Annotated in this window: 13 protein-coding genes and 1 tRNA gene; 10 read left to right on the forward strand and 4 right to left on the reverse strand. The window is 51.8% G+C overall.

The genetic code is table 11. From position 1 onward, the window contains the following. Window position 1: 1 nt before the first annotated feature. Both QUW60_RS10140 and QUW60_RS10145 read right to left on the reverse strand, forming a co-directional pair. Window positions 2-2,638 carry a DNA gyrase/topoisomerase IV subunit A gene (locus tag QUW60_RS10140; protein WP_289560226.1) on the reverse strand — a complete coding sequence of 879 codons (2,637 nt, stop codon included), beginning with the start codon at window positions 2,636-2,638 and terminating at the stop codon, window positions 2-4. A 243-nt stretch (window positions 2,639-2,881) separates the two neighbouring features. Further along, the gene (locus tag QUW60_RS10145; RefSeq protein WP_289560228.1) at window positions 2,882-4,252 is read right to left on the reverse strand and encodes an MATE family efflux transporter; all 1,371 of its coding nucleotides are present in this window, start codon (window positions 4,250-4,252) and stop codon (window positions 2,882-2,884) included. Window positions 4,253-4,492: 240 nt separating this feature from the next. Here QUW60_RS10145 and QUW60_RS10150 point away from each other — a divergent pair, with 240 nt between their 5' ends. Both QUW60_RS10150 and bamJ read left to right on the forward strand, forming a co-directional pair. Further along, a complete protein-coding gene (locus QUW60_RS10150) occupies window positions 4,493-6,037 on the forward strand; it encodes a glycine--tRNA ligase (RefSeq protein ID WP_258337179.1) in 1,545 nt (514 codons plus the stop codon). A gap of 14 nt (window positions 6,038-6,051) precedes the next feature. After that, window positions 6,052-6,732 carry a BamJ family beta-barrel-assembly machinery protein gene (bamJ, locus tag QUW60_RS10155; protein ID WP_289560230.1) on the forward strand — a complete coding sequence of 227 codons (681 nt, stop codon included), beginning with the start codon at window positions 6,052-6,054 and terminating at the stop codon, window positions 6,730-6,732. Window positions 6,733-6,819: 87 nt separating this feature from the next. Here bamJ and QUW60_RS10160 read toward each other — a convergent pair whose 3' ends face one another. Further along, complete coding sequence (locus QUW60_RS10160; RefSeq protein ID WP_258337181.1) at window positions 6,820-7,581, reverse strand: lytic transglycosylase domain-containing protein; 762 nt, start codon at window positions 7,579-7,581, stop codon at window positions 6,820-6,822. A 372-nt stretch (window positions 7,582-7,953) separates the two neighbouring features. On the opposite strand from QUW60_RS10160, the gene QUW60_RS10165 reads away from it, so the two are divergent. The 8 genes from QUW60_RS10165 to QUW60_RS10200 all read left to right on the forward strand — a co-directional run bounded on the left by QUW60_RS10165 (window position 7,954) and on the right by QUW60_RS10200 (window position 18,078). Next, window positions 7,954-8,367 (forward strand): DUF6769 family protein, encoded by a 414-nt coding sequence (locus tag QUW60_RS10165; protein WP_258337182.1) that lies wholly within the window; start codon window positions 7,954-7,956, stop codon window positions 8,365-8,367. A 113-nt stretch (window positions 8,368-8,480) separates the two neighbouring features. Beyond that, on the forward strand, window positions 8,481-9,626 hold the full coding sequence (locus QUW60_RS10170; RefSeq protein WP_289560233.1) for an efflux RND transporter periplasmic adaptor subunit: 1,146 nt from the start codon (window positions 8,481-8,483) through the stop codon (window positions 9,624-9,626). 26 nt (window positions 9,627-9,652) lie between these two features. Continuing rightward, entirely contained in the window at window positions 9,653-12,757 is a 3,105-nt protein-coding gene (locus QUW60_RS10175) for an efflux RND transporter permease subunit (RefSeq protein WP_289560235.1), read from the forward strand. After that, window positions 12,754-13,929, forward strand: a complete 1,176-nt coding sequence (locus QUW60_RS10180) for a TolC family protein (protein ID WP_289560237.1) — start codon at window positions 12,754-12,756, stop codon at window positions 13,927-13,929. Before QUW60_RS10175 ends, QUW60_RS10180 begins: the two co-directional genes overlap by 4 nt. Window positions 13,930-14,132: 203 nt before the next feature. Continuing rightward, window positions 14,133-15,056 carry a homoserine O-acetyltransferase MetA gene (metA, locus tag QUW60_RS10185; RefSeq protein WP_258337186.1) on the forward strand — a complete coding sequence of 308 codons (924 nt, stop codon included), beginning with the start codon at window positions 14,133-14,135 and terminating at the stop codon, window positions 15,054-15,056. Then, the gene (locus QUW60_RS10190; RefSeq protein ID WP_289560240.1) at window positions 15,043-16,884 is read left to right on the forward strand and encodes a peptidase U32 family protein; all 1,842 of its coding nucleotides are present in this window, start codon (window positions 15,043-15,045) and stop codon (window positions 16,882-16,884) included. Before metA ends, QUW60_RS10190 begins: the two co-directional genes overlap by 14 nt. A 14-nt stretch (window positions 16,885-16,898) precedes the next feature. After that, complete coding sequence (locus tag QUW60_RS10195; protein ID WP_258337188.1) at window positions 16,899-17,843, forward strand: hypothetical protein; 945 nt, start codon at window positions 16,899-16,901, stop codon at window positions 17,841-17,843. 159 nt (window positions 17,844-18,002) lie between these two features. Continuing rightward, window positions 18,003-18,078 (forward strand) — tRNA-Lys (locus QUW60_RS10200). Between the two features lie 111 nt (window positions 18,079-18,189). On the opposite strand, the gene QUW60_RS10205 is transcribed toward QUW60_RS10200, so the two are convergent. Then, the coding region (locus QUW60_RS10205; RefSeq protein ID WP_289560242.1) for a CatB-related O-acetyltransferase at window positions 18,190-18,502 on the reverse strand (313 nt) is incomplete at its 5' end.

An 18,502-nucleotide genomic window follows, 5' to 3' on the forward strand; every position in this document is an offset into this window, starting at 1 on the left:
GCTAAAAGAGATGCATTTGTCCGTCATTATCTTCGGCCGTGACATCATTGTCAACAGCTTCGTCAATCTCTTCCGGATCCGTTTCCGGCTCCGGCACGCGTGTCGGCTCAAGCTCCTCAATGCGCTCCACCGTATAGGTTGTCAGACGCTTGCCTTTCGCCTTAAAGCCCTTCACTCCCACAAAGTCGCTCGCCTCAACCACAAGCGGTTCGCGGAACTGGTCGTGCCCGCCGAACACCACCTGTATGCGAGGATAAACCTCCCCGCTCAGCAACACCAGCTGGGAGTGCTTGTTGTCGCCCAAATAACTCTGACGCTTTGATCCAGCCTCAAAAGCAAACCGCTTCAAATAAGGATAGTTCTGCTGGTCTGCATCGTAAAGTACAGCCGTCCATACTTTTTCCGGATCAAATTTTTCAACAAAGCGGATGCCTGCATCATAATGATTGTTCAGGTCGAAATCGGTCGTATAGAATTCGCCGTTTTCCATAACTACCAGTATATTGTCACCGCTTTGAAACTCTCCCAGATACTGTCCCCGCCCGTCATAGTTCAGACGAAGCACATCATGGTCAAACCACACCTTGCGTCCGCCCAGCGTAGAGCCTCCGCGCTGTTTCAGGCTGATTTTATGCACATCGAACTTGGTCAGCAGATTTCCCATCGACTGGCGTCCCTTGATATTGATTTCACTGAAATCCCTTTCAAACACCAGCTTCTTGATACGCGGATTGGGGCGCAGAGTGACCTTAATCACTTCGGCCTCCCCATTCGGGTTAGCCGTGAAATAGACAATCTTTGAGCCGGGATTCCCCTGCGTCACATCATATTCACGGTCACGTATCATCGAAGTCACGTTGAAACGCTTGATATAATAATAACCTTCTTTTCCGTCACGATAAATGACATTATATATGGTACGCTTGTCGTTCTTCTTGAACACGTTGACATACAGGATATTCTTGCCTACAAAAAGCTTGTCGGATATACGGACGATCTTATATTTCCCGTCTTTATAGAAGATTATCACATCATCGATATCCGAGCAGTTGCACACAAACTCGTCCTTCTTCAGCCCCGTACCGATAAAGCCCTCTTCGCGGTCTATGTAGAGCTTTTCGTTGGCTTCGGCAACCTTTGTCGCCACGATTGTATCGAAGTTGCGGATTTCGGTGCGGCGCGGATAATGCGCGCCGTACTTCTCCTTCAGGCGTGCAAACCAGTCGACCGTATACTCCACTATATGCGCCAGATGATTGTCGATTTCCTCCAGGTCAGCCTTCATACGGGCAATGAACTCGTCCGCCTTGTCTTTATTGAACTTCAGAATACGCGCCATCTTGATTTCCATCAGCTTCAGGATATCCTCCTTGGTCACTTCACGCACCATCTGCGGATAGAACGGAGTCAGCCGTTCGTCAATGTGCTCGCAAGCCGCATCCATCGTTTCAGCCTGTTCAAACTGCTTGTCCTTATAGATCCGTTCTTCGATGAAGATTTTCTCCAGCGAAGCGAAATGCAAGGTTTCCAGCGTTTCATCCCGCCGGATATTCAGTTCCTTGCGCAGCAAGTCGAGCGTATTGTCCACAGACCTCCGAAGCACGTCGCTTACCGAAAGGAAATGCGGCTTTTTGTGGTCGATGACACAGCAGTTGGGCGAGATGTTCACTTCACAGTCTGTAAAGGCATACAGCGCGTCAAGCGTCTTGTCTGAAGAAACGCCCGGAGCCAGATGGACCAAGATCTCCACCTTTCCGGCCGTATTGTCGTCCACTTTGCGGACCTTTATCTTTCCCTTTTCAATCGCTTTCAGAATTGAGTCGATAAGCGAAGAAGTAGTCTTTCCGTAGGGAATCTCCGTGATGCAGAGCGTCTTGTTGTCAATCTTCGATATCCTGGCGCGCACCCTCACCACTCCTCCTCTCTCGCCGTCATTGTAGCGCGACACATCGATCGCCCCTCCTGTCTGGAAGTCAGGATACAGCCGGAACTCTTCTCCCTTGAGGTACGCTATTGCCGCATCGCATATTTCGTTGAAGTTATGAGGCAGAATCTTCGAAGAAAGTCCGACGGCAATGCCTTCCACTCCCTGGGCAAGCAGAAGCGGGAACTTCACCGGAAGAGTGACCGGCTCGCGGTTCCGTCCGTCATACGAAGCCTGCCACTCGGTTGTCTTCGGATTGAACACCACATCAAGAGCGAACTTCGACAGACGGGCCTCGATGTAACGCGGAGCCGCGGCGCTGTCGCCGGTAAGGATATTCCCCCAGTTTCCCTGGCAGTCTATCAGCAAGTCCTTCTGCCCCAACTGCACCAAGGCATCGCCGATGGAAGCATCGCCGTGCGGATGAAACTGCATGGTATGGCCCACAATGTTTGCAACCTTATTGTAACGCCCGTCATCAAGCCGCTTCATGGAGTGCAGGATACGCCGCTGGACAGGCTTCAGCCCGTCGTTGACATGCGGCACCGCACGTTCCAGAATGACATAAGAGGCATAATCCAGAAACCAGTTCTGGTACATGCCTGTCAGCTGGTGCTTCACATCGCCGTCGGCAGCCGCAGCAGGAGTATAGTCTGAATGCTCTTCGTTAGGGGAATTGCTTGTATCTTTCTTGTCAAGGATATCTTCGCTCATAGGTGGTTTTTAGTCTGTCGCTTGCAAAGATACAAAATAAAATTCAAAATCAAAAGCCGCTTCCCTCCATGAAAATCAGGGCGCGGGCCATACGATCTTACAATTCTTACAAATTACAATTAACAAAAGTAATTTCCACGACAGGCGGACCGGAACGGACCCTCACCCGCAGAGGTCCGCACAATCCGTGCGCCCAGATTCCCGGACTTATGCGCCCGGCACGAACAACCTGAGCGTTCAGATTCATCTTCCTTGCGGCACAGATCCGGGACGCTTCTTAAACGAATTGAGCACCGGGATGGTCAGCGGCAAAGCCAGCAGAAACGAGCAGAGATCGGCCGCGGCCTGGCTCACCACCACTCCTCCCAGCCCGAAGAAATGAGGAAGAATCAGAATGAAAGGTATGAAGAACAGCCCCTGACGGGAAGAGGCCAGCGTGACGGCGCGCGCCGGACGGCGGATAGTCTGAAGCATCATGTTGCACAAAATCACCCACGCCCCGAGAGGAAGCGTCACAAGCTGCCAGCGCAAGGCGCGGGCTCCCACGGCTATCACCTCCGCATCGCCTTCGCGGAACCACGCCACCACCTCGGGCGCATAAATGTAGCCTATAACCGAACAAACCAAGAGAAACACCACTCCCACACGCACGCAGAACCAGAATCCCTGGCTGACCCGCGAATAAATCCCCGCACCATAATTATAGCCGCACACAGGCTGGAATCCCTGCCCGAAGCCTACCACAAACGAGTTGATGAACATGCAGATACGTGTCACGATAGACATGCCGGCGATAGCGGCATCGCCATATCTTCCGGCGGCAACATTGAGCAGGATAGTAGCCACGCTCGACAGTCCCTGACGGCAGAGCGAAGGGCTTCCGCCATAAACAATTTCCTTGAAAAAGGCAGGCTTCGGAGTGAAGTTCCGGAAACGGATGCGGATGTTCTCGCCCCGGCTGTCCATATAGAGCAGAATGAAGAAACTGCACACCTGCCCGCAGATTGTCGCCCATGCAGCTCCGGCAATGCCCATGCCGCAAACAAAAATCAGCAGCGGAGCAAGCCCGATATTCAGCACGGTTCCCGTCGTAATGCCGACCATCGCATAGAGCGCATTCCCCTGAAAGCGCATCTGATTGTTGAGCACCAGCGAAGAAGCCATAAAAGGCGCACCCAGCAGGATGATTCCAAGATAAGTTTCGGTATAGGGCAGAATGGTGGGAGTGGAACCGAGCTCACGGCAGATGAACGTAAGAAAAGACTCGCCCACAGCCGTAATGACGCACCCCATGGCAAACGCGCTGAAAAACCCCGTGGCCGCCATCTTCTCGGCGTTCTTGTAGTCCTTCGCTCCCAGCTTGCGCGAAATGTAGTTTCCCGACCCGTGCCCGAAGAAAAAACCGAAAGCCTGGATGATGGCCATGACAGAAAACGAAATACCCACGGCCGCAGTAGCCTGCGTGTTGATTTTCCCCACAAAATACGTGTCAACCATCACATAGATAGACGTAACCATCATGCTGATGATTGTAGGAACGGCCAGCGAACCGATGAGCGGCGGAATCGGCGCAGTGGTCATCTGGGTAAACTTGTCCTTATGCTCGTGTTTCATCATATGGAATTTTCTCCCGCAAATTTAGGGATTTTTGCCGAAGCGAAACGCCCGGACGGAGGAGATTCATATAAATTAATATACTGACATGCTTCGTTTTTCCTCATAAATGCGTATCTTTGTGCGGTTTTACGAACCACAGAGGATACAGAGGCACACTGAGTCTTTTTTATTTATCATCCTCTGTGGCAGCCTGTAACCTCTGTGGCGAAAAGTAACAAAATATAAACTAAAAGTAAAATGGCACAAGAAGACGTTTTCAAAAAACTGGTTTCACACTGCAAAGAATATGGATTTGTGTTTCCTTCAAGCGAAATCTACGACGGACTGGGAGCCGTATACGATTACGGACAGAATGGTGTGGAACTGAAAAACAATATCAAGCAATACTGGTGGCAGAGCATGGTGCTGCTGCATGACAATATCGTTGGAATCGATTCGGCCATCTTCATGCACCCTACCATCTGGAAGGCTTCGGGGCATGTGGACGCGTTCAACGACCCGCTCATCGACAACCGCGACTCTAAAAAGCGTTACCGTGCGGATGTGCTGATTGAAGATCAGATTGCCAAATACGACGAGAAAATCAACAAGGAAGTGGCGAAAGCCGCAAAAAAATACGGCGATGCGTTCAACGAACAGGAATTCCGTTCAACAAACGCACGCGTGCTGGAGCATCAGGCAAAACGCGATGCCCTGCACGAACGCTACACCAAGGCGATGAATGCCGGACCGGATCTGAACGAACTGCGCCAGATTATTCTGGACGAAGAAATCGTATGCCCGATTTCGGGAACAAAAAACTGGACTGAAGTACGCCAGTTCAACCTGATGTTCTCCACCGAAATGGGTTCCACCGCCGACGGAGCGATGAAAGTGTACCTGCGCCCGGAAACAGCACAAGGTATCTTCGTGAACTACCTGAACGTGCAGAAGACAGGCCGCATGAAGATTCCGTTCGGCATAGCGCAGATAGGCAAAGCGTTCCGCAACGAAATCGTGGCACGCCAGTTCATCTTCCGCATGCGCGAATTCGAACAGATGGAAATGCAGTTCTTCGTGAAGCCGGGAACAGAGCTTGAATGGTTCAAGAAATGGAAAGAAACCCGCTTGAAGTGGCACAAGGCTCTGGGATTCGGAGATGACCACTACCGCTACCATGATCACGAGAAACTGGCTCACTATGCCAACGCAGCCACAGACATCGAGTTCCTGATGCCTTTCGGATTCAAGGAAGTAGAGGGTATCCACAGCCGCACTAACTTCGACTTGAGCCAGCACGAGAAGTATTCGGGAAAGAGCATCAAGTATTTCGATCCCGAAATCAACGAATCATATACTCCGTATGTCATCGAAACGTCAATCGGCGTAGATCGCATGTTCCTGAGCGTGATGAGCGCGGCCTACTGCGAAGAGAAGCTGGAAAACGGAGAAACACGCGTCGTATTGAAGCTGCCCGCAGCACTGGCTCCGGTGAAACTGGCCGTGATGCCGCTGGTAAAGAAAGACGGACTGCCCGAAAAGGCGCGCGAAATCATGGACGACCTGAAGTTCCACTTCCACTGCCAGTATGACGAAAAAGACTCCATCGGCAAACGCTACCGCCGTCAGGATGCCATCGGAACTCCCTACTGCGTAACCGTCGACCACCAGACGCTGGAAGACAACTGTGTGACGCTGCGCAACCGTGACACCATGGAACAGACACGTGTGCCCATTGCCGAGCTGAACAACATCATCGCGGACAAGGTAAGCATCACAAGCTTGCTGAAGACGCTCCAATAAAATAGACTGAGCGCATGAAAAAAAACATTTTTTTGCTGATAGCCGCTTTTACCATTCTCTCATTGGGATTCACTTCGTGTGCGGAAGACACGGAAGCGGTTGATCCTTATGCCGACTGGCAGGGACGCAACGAACATTATTTGGATTCGATTGTGGACGTAGCGCGCACCAATGCGGACGGAAGCTGGGAAATTTATCGCAACTACAAAGTGCAGACCGACAATTCTACGGCAGGAGGCGGCATAGGCGGAACATCAATCACCAATCCGTACGAAACTCCGGCCGACGAAACAGACTCTGTGTATGTAAGAGTGATCAAAGCCGGAGATGGCATCACTCCCTTATATACAGACAGCGTGACCGTTTATTACCGCGGTTCGCTCATCAACGGAACCGTATTCGACCAGAACTTTCAGGGAGAACTTGATACGGATGTGCATACGCCTACCACTTTTGCATTGCAGTCTTCAGGCTATGACGGACTGGTAAATGGCTGGATTACCGCCTTGCAGCACATGCAGGAAGGCGAACACGTAATGCTTTATATACCGTCTGACCTGGCTTACGGCGCATCCGGACGCGAAAATGTCCCCGGACATTCAGTCCTCATCTTCGAAATGCTGCTTGAAAAGGTGATTCACCCGAAAGGCATAGAAGACAGAAGCCGCGTTGCATCTCAGCAGGAAAATGAATGACAATATCTTTATTGAAGGCAAAAGCACGGAAGCACAGAGCAAAAAACGAAGAAGCTCTGCGTTTCCGTGCTTTTCCATTCAACGAACTTACCTTCTCCGCAACTTCTTATAACGGATTTCTTTCAGCCCGAAGTTATCGGGATGCGTGAAGATTATCTTTATAGCCATCAGCCTGTAAATATACCGGTTAGTCTCTTCCACCAACTGCAGGTCGATAGCCTCATCCACACGCTGGCGCTTCAGTTCCGAACGGATACGGTTCTGGCCGATATTATACGACTGGGCTACGGCCACCCAATCGTTGAACTTTGAATAAGCATCCAGCAGATAACGGCACGCCGCATGAGTGGACTTCTCCGCATCCAGGCGTTCATCCCTCTTCCGGTCAACCTGCAAACCGTAGTCCAAAGCCGTTCCCTTCATAAACTGCCACAAGCCCAGCGCTCCCGCAGGCGAACGTGCCTCAGGATTCATCCCGCTCTCAATCACCATCAGGTACTTGAAATCGTCGGGCACCTTGTGCTCCTCAAGAATCGGCTCCACAAGAGGAAAGAAAATATCGGCACGCTCCATCAGAACAGAAGAAAACCGCGACAGAGAAGCCAGTTCCCTGCGCAGCTTCCGCTGGCGGTCCATCGGGTCCAGATTGACAGGCTGTCCGCAGAACAACAGCACATTGGGAGCGAGCAGGCTGTCCGCCACCTCAAACGCATTCAGCCCCTCATAAGCCGGAGTTCCGGGAACTTCTACTTCCGGAAGGGCACGGCGCGGCCTGCGGTCAGGTCCCTGCGCATCAACCATCCGCCAAGAAAACCAGCAGAGAAGCACGATAAGAATAAACTGTTTCATATATAACACCAGCTACAATACAAAAGACAAATGTAAAAATAAAACCACCTCTTCACACAAACTGCGGCAAGCCTGCACAAGAAAAGGAACCTCTCGCCCGAAAAAGACCGTCTTCAGGCTAAAGACATGCATCTTCAACCTGAAGATGTGTATCTTTAGCCTGGAGATTTATATCTCTAAGCTGGAGATACAGACCGTGCCGGCATCTGTCCGGCTTTTCTGCGGACAAGAAAATATTTTCCGCCCGCACACGGCTCCTTTTCTTCCGCATCAAACACGGCATTAAAATTATAACATCCTCTCCAATCCGCGATACAGGTTTGGATGTTTTTAAATATTATTCTATCTTTGCCTCCGAAGAATAATCCGAGGATGAAAAAAAGTCTGAAAACATATATCCTGCTTTCAGTCAGCATACTGATGCTGGTGGCCGGTGCCTTCCCGCACCACCACCACAACGAGAGTCTGTGCCTGAACGAAGACATCGAAACCTGCACTCCCCCATCCCATTCTTCCGACAACGCCAAGCATCATCCGGGAGATGCCGACAATCACATGTGCGACACGACATGCATCACGCATTTCTCGTTTTCCACATCGCACCACCACACGGACTGCACTCCCTGCTACTCATTCTTCACCCTGATCTATTCTCTGTCCGGAATCATATCCGAAGGAACCGATGCGCCCGGCTCGTCCGATGAAATCGCCTACTATATAGAATCACTCCATGCCCGGCATTTCAGTGCCGTGCGCAACTTCCGTGCCCCTCCTTTCCAAGGATAAAGGCGGAGTCGTCTGACACTCCACAAACAACCGTTTGAATCAGAAAAAGAGAAACATTGCAACCCGGTTGTGACGCTTTCTCCCCAATTTTGTGGCACAGAAAAAAACATCACATGAAAAAACAGATCTATATCGGAGCATTCGCAATGCTCCTGCTGGGCGCATGCGACGCCCACCGTCATGGAAGTGAGGGGCACGACCATGAAATCGAAATGAAAGGAGAGCAGCACGCTCATTCCGACAAAATCATCCTTACTCCGGAAAAGGCGAAGGCTGCCGGAGTGAAAGTAAGCACAATCCGTCCGGACTCGTTTGCCGAAGTGATAACCACCGGCGGGCAAATCATGTCAGCGCAAGGAGAAGAAACCACCATTGTGGCCGGTACATCGGGGGTGGTGTCTTTCTCGCGTACGGTAACCGAAGGAATGCAGGCAGGCAAAGGCATGGAAATGATGAGCATCTCTGCCGAGCACCTGCAGGAAGGCGACCCCGTGGAACGGGCGAAAGTTGCTTACGAAAAAGCGAAAGACGAATACGAACGCGCCCGCAAGCTGTCGGAAAGCCGGATAGTCGCTCAAAAAGAGCTGAACGCCTTATATGAAACTTACGAAAACGCCCGCCTGGCATACGAGGCGCTCACACCGAGCAAGTCGGGAAAAGGAGCGGCGGTAAAATCCCCCATGAACGGATACGTAAAGTCGTGTCTGGTAAAAGAGGGCGACTATGTAACTACCGGACAGCCGCTGATGACCGTTTCACAAACTCGCCGGCTGATGCTGAAGGCTGAGGTGTCCGAACGCTACTATCCGGAGCTGGGCCGGATAAATTCTGCCAACATCAAGACACCCTACGACAACAAGGTATATCGGCTGAGCGAACTGAACGGACGTCTGCTTTCATACGGAAAAACCTCGGGCGACGCATCCTACTACATTCCTGTCACCTTCGAGTTCGACAACCGCGGCAATCTGATTCCCGGCTCGTTCGTAGAGGTCTATCTGCTGGCGGCAAAACGCCAGGGAGTGATATCCGTCCCCGTTTCGGCGCTCACAGAAGAGCAGGGGCTGAACTTTGTCTACATCCAGGTGGATGCGGAAGGATACAAAAAGCAGGAGGTCAAGCTCGGAGGAAATGACGGCACCCGTGTAGAAATCCTCTCCGGACTGAAAGGCGGGGAAAAGGTGGTAACCGAAGGAGCCGTCCACGTAAAACTGGCCGCAGCATCAAACGCTATCCCGGCGCATACGCACAATCATTAACCACGGACTGATAAAACAGAGAACTTATGCTGAATAAAATCATACACTTCTCATTGCAGAACCGGCTTCTGATTCTCGTTGCGTCGGTTCTGCTCCTGATAGGAGGGCTTTACACCACGATACACACCGAAGTCGACGTATTCCCCGACCTCAATGCTCCTACGGTGGTAGTAATGACAGAAGCGAACGGGATGGCAGCCGAAGAGGTGGAGCAGCTCGTAACTTTCCCGATAGAAACCGCGGTAAACGGCGCGACAAACGTGCGCCGTGTCCGCTCGTCTTCAACCGCCGGATTTTCAGTCGTATGGGTTGAGTTCGATTGGGATACAGATATTTACCTGGCGCGACAGATCGTGTCCGAGAAACTGACCACGGTCGGCGAAAGCCTGCCGGACAATGTGGGGAATCCGACACTCGGCCCGCAGTCGTCCATCCTCGGCGAATTGCTGATAGTAGGGCTGACCGCCGATTCTACATCCATGCTCGACCTGCGCACACTGGCCGACTGGACCATCCGTCCCCGCCTGCTTTCCACCGGAGGCGTGGCGCAAGTAGCCGTACTGGGAGGAGATATAAAGGAATACCAGATACTCGTTCATCCGGAACGGATGAAGCACTACGGCGTGACATTGGGAGAAATCATGGACGTTACCCGCGGAATGAACCAGAATACCAGCGGAGGCGTAATCTATGAATACGGGAACGAATACATCGTGCGCGGAGTGATTTCCACCAATGACGTAAAAGAAATGGGACGCGCCGTCATCAAGACAGCAGGAGGCGCACCGGTCACTCTGGAAGATGTGGCCGATGTAAGGATCGGTGCCCAACAGCCCAAGCTGGGAGTGGCCTCAGAAAAAGGAAAGCCTGCCGTATTGATTACAGTAACCAAACAGCCGAACACAGGTACCATCGAACTGACTGAACGGCTGGAAGAATCGCTGAAAGATTTGCAGAAAAATCTCCCCGCCGACGTAAGAATCTCAACCGACACTTTCCGTCAGTCGCGGTTCATCGAAAGCTCCATCAGCAATGTGCAGAACTCCTTATACGAAGGAGCCATCTTTGTGGTTATCGTGCTTTTCCTTTTCCTTGCCAACGCACGCACCACCGTCATCTCACTGGTTACACTTCCCCTGTCGCTGCTGGTCACGATCCTTGTCCTGCACTATATGGGACTGAGCATCAACACCATGAGTCTGGGAGGTATGGCCATAGCCATCGGCTCGCTGGTGGACGATGCAATTGTAGACGTAGAAAATGTATGGAAACATCTGCGCGAAAACCGGATGCTTCCGCTTGCGGAAAGAAAACCCGTGCTCGAGGTTGTGTTCAACGCTTCGCGCGAGGTGCGTATGCCCATCCTGAACTCTACGCTGATCATCATCGTAAGCTTCGTCCCCCTGTTCTTCCTGAGCGGAATGGAAGGGCGTATGCTGATGCCGCTGGGAGTGGCTTTCATCGTTTCGCTCTTCGCCTCCACCATAGTGGCCCTCACGCTGACCCCTGTGCTTTGCAGCTACCTGCTGGGAGGACAGACCGGAAAAGAGGGCGGAGTGCCTAAAGAAGCATTCGTGGCCGTATGGATGAAAAAGCATTACGAACGCGCACTCCTTTGGGCATTGGGACACAAGAAAGGAGTCCTGGGAAGTGCGGCCGTATTGTTCGTGTCCGCCCTGTGCCTCTTTTTCACACTGGGACACAGCTTCCTTCCGGCATTCAACGAAGGCTCGTTCACCATCAATATCAGTTCCATGCCCGGAATATCTCTGGAAGAGTCGGACAAGATCGGACGGCAGGCAGAAGAACTCCTGCTTTCCATTCCGGAAATACAGACCGTCGCCAGAAAAACCGGACGCGCCGAACTCGACGAACATGCGCTGGGCGTGAACGTATCGGAAATCGAAGCTCCCTTTGAGCTGAAGGACCGTTCGCATCAGGAGCTATTGAACGAGGTGCGCAAAAAACTCTCGGTCATCTCCGGAGCAAACATCGAAATCGGCCAGCCTATCAGCCACCGCATCGATGCCATGCTGAGCGGTACGCAGGCAAGCATCGCCATCAAGCTTTTCGGCGATGACCTGAATCGGATGTTCGCTTTGGGAAACCAGATAAAGGAAGTCATCGCCGATGTAGAAGGGATTGCCGACCTGAACGTGGAACAGCAGATTGAGCGTCCGGAGCTGAAAATCATTCCCAAACGTGAGATGCTGGCAAAATACGGAATCTCACTTCCGCAGTTCAACGAATTCGTTACGGTCAACATGGCCGGAGAGGTGGTTTCCCAAGTGTACGAACAAGGAAAGTCATTCAATCTGGTGGTACGCTCAAGCGAATCCAACCGCGGGTCGATGGAACACATAAAGAATCTGATGATAGACGATGCCCAAGGACAGAAGATTCCGCTAAGCTATGTGGCCGACATAGAATCGTCTGCCGGACCGAACACCATCAACCGGGAAAACGTGAAACGCAAGATAGTCATTTCGGCCAACGCAAGCGGGCGCGACCTGCGGAGCGTGGTGAACGACATCCGAAAACGGGTGGACGAGAGTGTCCGTTTGCCCGAAGGATACCATGTGGAATACGGAGGGCAGTTTGAAAGCGAGCAATCGGCCAGCCGCACGCTGCTCCTCACATCGGCCATGAGCATCGCCGTGATCTTCCTGCTTCTCTATATGCAGTTCAAGAGCGGCGCGGAAAGCGGAGTAATCCTGCTCAACCTCCCGCTGGCTCTGATCGGAGGAGTGTTCACGCTGATCTTCACCACCGGAGAACTCAGCATCCCGGCCATCATCGGATTCATCTCTCTCTTCGGCATCGCCACACGAAACGGCATGCTCCTTATCAGCCACTACAAGCTGCTGAAGGAGGAACAGGGCATGGATCTGCGCGAATGCATCGTACACGGCTCGCTCGACCGGCTGAATCCGATCCTCATGACGGCGCTCTCATCGGCGCTCGCCCTGATTCCGCTGGCGTTGAGAGGCGACCTTCCGGGAAATGAAATCCAAAGCCCGATGGCGAAAGTCATCCTCGGCGGACTGCTGACATCCACATTCCTCAACGCATTTATCGTGCCCGTGGTATACGAACTGATGCACAACAACCATAAAAACAGAAAATCATGAAACTAAGATACATCCTATTGGCCGCATGTACCCTGGCCACGGCCGGCATGAGGTCGCAGAGCATAGAAGACGTACTCCGGCAGATCGAACGCAACAACAAGGAACTGCAGGCGCAGACTCAGGCAACGAATGCCGCCAAACTCGAAGTGCAGACCCAAAACAACCTGGAAGACCCTTCGGTGGAATACAGCCCTTTTTATACAAGGGGAATTACCGGAATGTCGAGTTCGGAGCTCGTGGTCACACAGGGATTTGACTTTCCTACCCTGTATGCGGCCCGTCGCCAGTCGGGAAAATGGAAGCAAGAATCTCTCGACCGCCAGCAACTCGCCTCACGCCGCGAAATCCTGCTCACGGCCAAGAATATCTGCCTTGACCTGATCATGCTCAACCAGCAGCAGAAGCTATTGGACGAACGGATGAGAAATGCCGACGAACTTCTTGAGCTGTTCGAGAAACGCCTTCAGGAAGGGGATGCAGGCATTCTGGAAGTAAACAAGATAAAGATGGAGCGGATGAATGTCCGGACCGAAGCGGCTCAGAACAATGCCGCACACCGCACGGCACTCCAGCAACTGCTCGCCATGAACGGGAACATGCCTCTGACATTCAGTTCGGACACTTACCCCGATGTGCAAGAACTGAAAGACTATAGCGCACTGTATGATGAAGTGATGCTGACGGATGCCGGACTTCTCGCAGCGGATGCCGACGCGCAGGCCGCTCAGGAAGAGTTGAAAGTGAACCGCCAGAGCTGGCTACCGAAAATAGAAGTGGGCTACCGGCGGAACACCTCGCTCGACGAAAAAAGCAACGGCTTCCTGATAGGCGGAAGCCTGCCCATCTTCTCCAACCGGAAAAAGGGAAAGATTGCCCGCGCCCAGGCACTCAGCGCCCGGCTCCGGCTGGACAATGCACGCCTGCAGGCAGAAGCCCAGACACAGAGCCTGTTCAACGAGATGCAGCAATTGCGCGAGGCGATGAAGGCCTACGATGTCGTTCTGATGCACAAGACACTGCGCCTGCTTCAAGATGCGGTACGGGCAGGACAGTTGTCTATCATCGACTTTTATGTAGAAGCCGATAACGTATACAAGAATCTGCAAGCCTATATGGAAGTGGAAAACCGCTACCAGAAGCTGATGGCGGAAATCTATAAGAACAGGCTGTAGCCACCTGCATCATAACCTGCGGAACCGGCCGCCCGACCTTACCGGTCCGACCGCCCATCTCCATCAAGATGAACGCCCGTTCCAACCCGGACAACGGCTCATCTTCGCGGAGATGGGCGGCGATTTCAAATCAGACAAGTTTTTACACAATCATGGCGGAATTTTATTAACTTTGCTCCGGACAAAATAAACAAGGAGAACATATGCCATTAAACTTACCAGATAGACTTCCGGCCATAGACCTTCTGAAAGAAGAAAACATTTTCGTCATCGATACGTCACGCGCCAAAACGCAGGATATCCGTCCGCTGAAAATCGTGATACTCAATCTGATGCCGCTCAAGATAACCACGGAAACAGACCTCATCCGCCTGCTCTCAAATTCGCCTCTCCAGATTGAGGTAAGCTTCATGAAACTGAAAAGCCATACGTCGAAGAATACGCCTATCGAACACATGAAAGCGTTCTACCGTGACTTTGAGGACATGAGCGACGAGAAGTTCGACGGAATGATCATCACGGGAGCGCCGGTGGAACATCTGGACTTCGAGGAGGTGAACTATTGGGACGAAATCCAGAAGATATTCAACTGGACCCGCACGCACGTCACCTCGACTCTCTACATCTGCTGGGCCGCCCAAGCCGGACTTTACCATCACTACGGCATCCCCAAATATCCGCTGGAGAAAAAAATGTTCGGAATATTCGAGCACCACGTGTGCGAAGGCTTCCAGAAACTGCCCATCTTCCGGGGATTCGACGACGTGTTTTTCGTGCCTCACAGCCGGCACACGGAGATCAGAAGAGAAGACATCGGAAAGAACCCGGCGCTGCAGATCATTTCCGAATCAGAAGATTCGGGAGTGCATATCGTGATGGCGCGCGGAGGACGCGAATTCTTCGTCACAGGGCACTCGGAATATGCTCCTTACACGCTGGACACGGAATACCGGCGCGATCTGGGAAAAGGCCTTCCGATAAACATGCCCCAAAACTATTACCGGGACAACGACCCGGAAAAAGGTCCGCTGGTACGCTGGCGAAGCACCGCCAACCTGCTCTTCTCCAACTGGCTGAACTATTACGTATACCAAGAAACTCCATACGACATCAATGAAATCAGATAACGCTCTTCCCCGTCCGATCGAACTGCTCGCGCCGGCCAAAAATCTGGAATGCGGAATCGAAGCCATCAATCACGGAGCGGATGCCGTATACATCGGCGCACCCCGCTTCGGGGCCAGAGCCGCAGCCGGAAACTCGCTCGAAGACATAGCCAGGCTGGTGCGGTATGCCCACCTGTTCGGGGCACGCATCTATGTCACCGTCAATACCATCCTCCGCGACGAGGAACTGGAGGATACGGAACGGATGATCGGCGAACTCTATCGCATCGGAGTCGACGCGCTGATTGTGCAGGACATGGGAATCACCCGGCTGGACATCCCACCCATTCCGCTTCATGCCAGCACGCAGACAGATAACCGGGACGTGCAAAAGGTACGTTTTCTTGCAGAAGCCGGATTCCGCCAGATTGTGCTGGCGCGGGAGCTGAGCATCGATGAAATCAGCGAAATCCACGAAGCATGCCCCGATGTCCTGCTCGAAGTTTTCATCCACGGGGCCTTGTGCGTAAGCTACAGCGGGCAATGCTATGTAAGCCAGGCATGTTACGGACGAAGCGCCAACCGGGGAGAATGCGCGCAGTTCTGCCGCCTTGGATTCGACATGATCGATGCCGACGGAAAGACTATAGCCCGCAACAAGCACCTGCTTTCGCTGAAAGACATGAACCAGAGCAGGAATCTGGAAGCCCTGCTTGATGCCGGAGCCTCATCGCTGAAGATAGAAGGAAGGCTGAAAGACGTATCTTACGTAAAAAACGTAACCGCCTATTACAGGCAGAAGCTTGATGCCATCTTCAAATACAGGAAAGAATACTGCCGGGCATCGTCCGGGACTGTCGAACTTACCTTCCGTCCGCAACTCGACAAGAGCTTTAACCGGGGGTTCACCGAATACTTCGCCCACGGACGCAATCCGGAGATATTCTCGTTCAACACGCCCAAATCGCTCGGTGAGGAAGTGGGAACCGTCAAGGAAATCAAAGGAAACTATCTGACCGTAGCCGGAACGAAATCTTTCAGCAACGGTGACGGCATCTGCTATCTTGACGAAAACGGAAAGCTTCAGGGCTTTCGCGTAAACCGGGCGGAAAACAACAGACTTTACCCACAGGAGATGCCTGCCATACGTCCGAAAACGAAGCTTTACCGCAACCTCGACCAAAGCTTCGAGCGCATGCTGCAAAAGAAGTCAGCCGAGCGGAAAATCGCGGTAAACATATCGCTGGAAGAAAACAGCTTCGGATTCACGCTGGCTTTCTGCGATGAAAACAGCAACCGGGTTTGTGTAACCTTGTCGCAGGAAAAGACACCGGCACGCACACCTCAGGACGAAAACCAGCGGATGCAGCTGGCCAAGCTGGGCAATACGCCGTTTAAGGCAGAAAGCATCAGCCTGCAGCTTAGCGACAACTGGTTTATTCCTTCTTCCGCTTTGGCTGAACTGCGCCGGCAGGCCGTAAATGCTCTTGCCAGCCTGCGCCATATCAATTACAGACAAGAACGGAACCGGATGCCCGAAACCCGCCATTCATTTCCCAAACAAGAGCTGACTTATCTGGGAAATGTCATGAATGCCCGTGCTGCAGCCTTCTATCACGACCACGGGGTGAAGCATATCGAACCTGCTCTTGAGAAGAAACAGCCCGAACATGCCATACTGATGTTCTGCAAGCATTGCCTGCGCTACAGCATGGGATGGTGTCCCAAACACCATCAAGCCCGCTCCCCATTCCGCGAACCTTATTTTCTGGTCAGCTCAGACGGACGGAAATTCCGGCTGGAATTCGACTGTAAAATATGCCAGATGAAAGTGCTTGACGAAAAATAAACGATAAAAGAAATATGCGCCTGATCCATCATTTGTTCTGCCTCCTGCTTCTGTCATTTCTGGCAACAGCATGCCACTACTCTACTCAGCAGCAGTCCGCCAGCGGGAACGACTCGCTTCAAACTGCACATGAGCACCCCTATGCCTTGAACAGCAATTTCAAGGTAACGGCCGACACACTATGGCTGCACCGGCTTCCGTTCACCGATTCCCTTCCGGTAAAGGAGGGAGATGAGCTTGTAGTGGCAGAATTCGCTGTACATCCCCAAGACTCTGTCGACTCACTGTGGGTGAAGGTAGCGCGCGACCAGGAAACGATCGGATGGATACAGGAGAAAAATCTCCTCAAGCACATCGTACCCATTGATCCCATCTCTCAATGCATCAGTTTCTTCAGCAATTCACACACCTTGATATTTCTGCTGGTACTGGCAACATTCTTTCTGGCTTTCATCTACAGAGCCATACGGAAAAAGCAAATCAGACTGATCTGGCTGAACGATATAGACAGCATATTTCCTATCACCCTTTCGTGGCTGCTGGCAACGGCTGCGGTAATCTACAACAGTATCCAGCACTTTGTGCCTGAAACATGGGAGAAATACTATTATGCGCCAACTCTGAATCCGTTTGAACCGCCGGTCATACTCGGATTGTTCATTTTATGCATATGGTTCATCCTTCTGTTAGGCATCGCCTTGCTTGATGATCTTTTTCACCAGACAACGCTGGAAGTAGCCTTTTTCTACCTGATAGGGCTTGCCGCCTGCTGTATCATATTGTATCTCTTCTTTACCTACCTGTGGGTCTATGCATCTTACATTTGCTTTGCAGGGTATACAGTCTGGTGCATCAGACGCTTGAAAAAAGCCAACAGTTATCCGTATGCATGCGGATCGTGCGGAGCCAAAATGCGGTCGAAAGGAATCTGTCCGCATTGCGGCGCACTCAACGAATAAAAACGGCACACCAATCTCTCTGACAATTTCCGGACAGACAGACCAATATCGAGATGGATTCTGCAAAAACCGAAAAGTTTTCAGCTGAAAATTTGGTCATTTCAAATAAAACGTCTACCTTTGCACTCGCAATCAGGAAATGATAGCAAAAACAGGTTTGATTCGCTAGCTCAGTTGGTAGAGCACAACACTTTTAATGTTGGGGTCTTGGGTTCGAGCCCCAAGCGGATCACCAGAAAATCAAGCGGTTATCTAAAACAGGTAATCGCTTTTTTCGTGTTTATACGTTGGTTTTTAACGTCTGATGTAAAGCAAGATGTAAACCAAGAGTTCTCCGCAACTGTTCTCATGTCATTCTACATCTTTCATTCTTTAATAACCTATCAATATCTCCAGTTGTAAGATAAGGCAAACTTTGCTTGATTTTCTCAAAAGGCCATTCCCACCATTTTAGCGTTTTGAGTTTCTGTATCGTTTCTTCATCGAAACGCTTCCTTATCAATCGGGCGGGAACACCGCCGACTATCGTATAAGGTGGCACGTCCTTCGTAACAACGGCACGGGCGGCAATGATCGCCCCGTTTCCGATGTGAACGTCTGCCATTATCACCGCTTCATAGCCTATCCATACATCATTGCCTATCACGATGTCGCCTTTC

The sequence above is a fragment of the Bacteroides gallinaceum genome, from assembly GCF_030373775.1.
GTDB classification, from domain to species: Bacteria; Bacteroidota; Bacteroidia; order Bacteroidales; family Bacteroidaceae; genus Phocaeicola; species Phocaeicola excrementipullorum.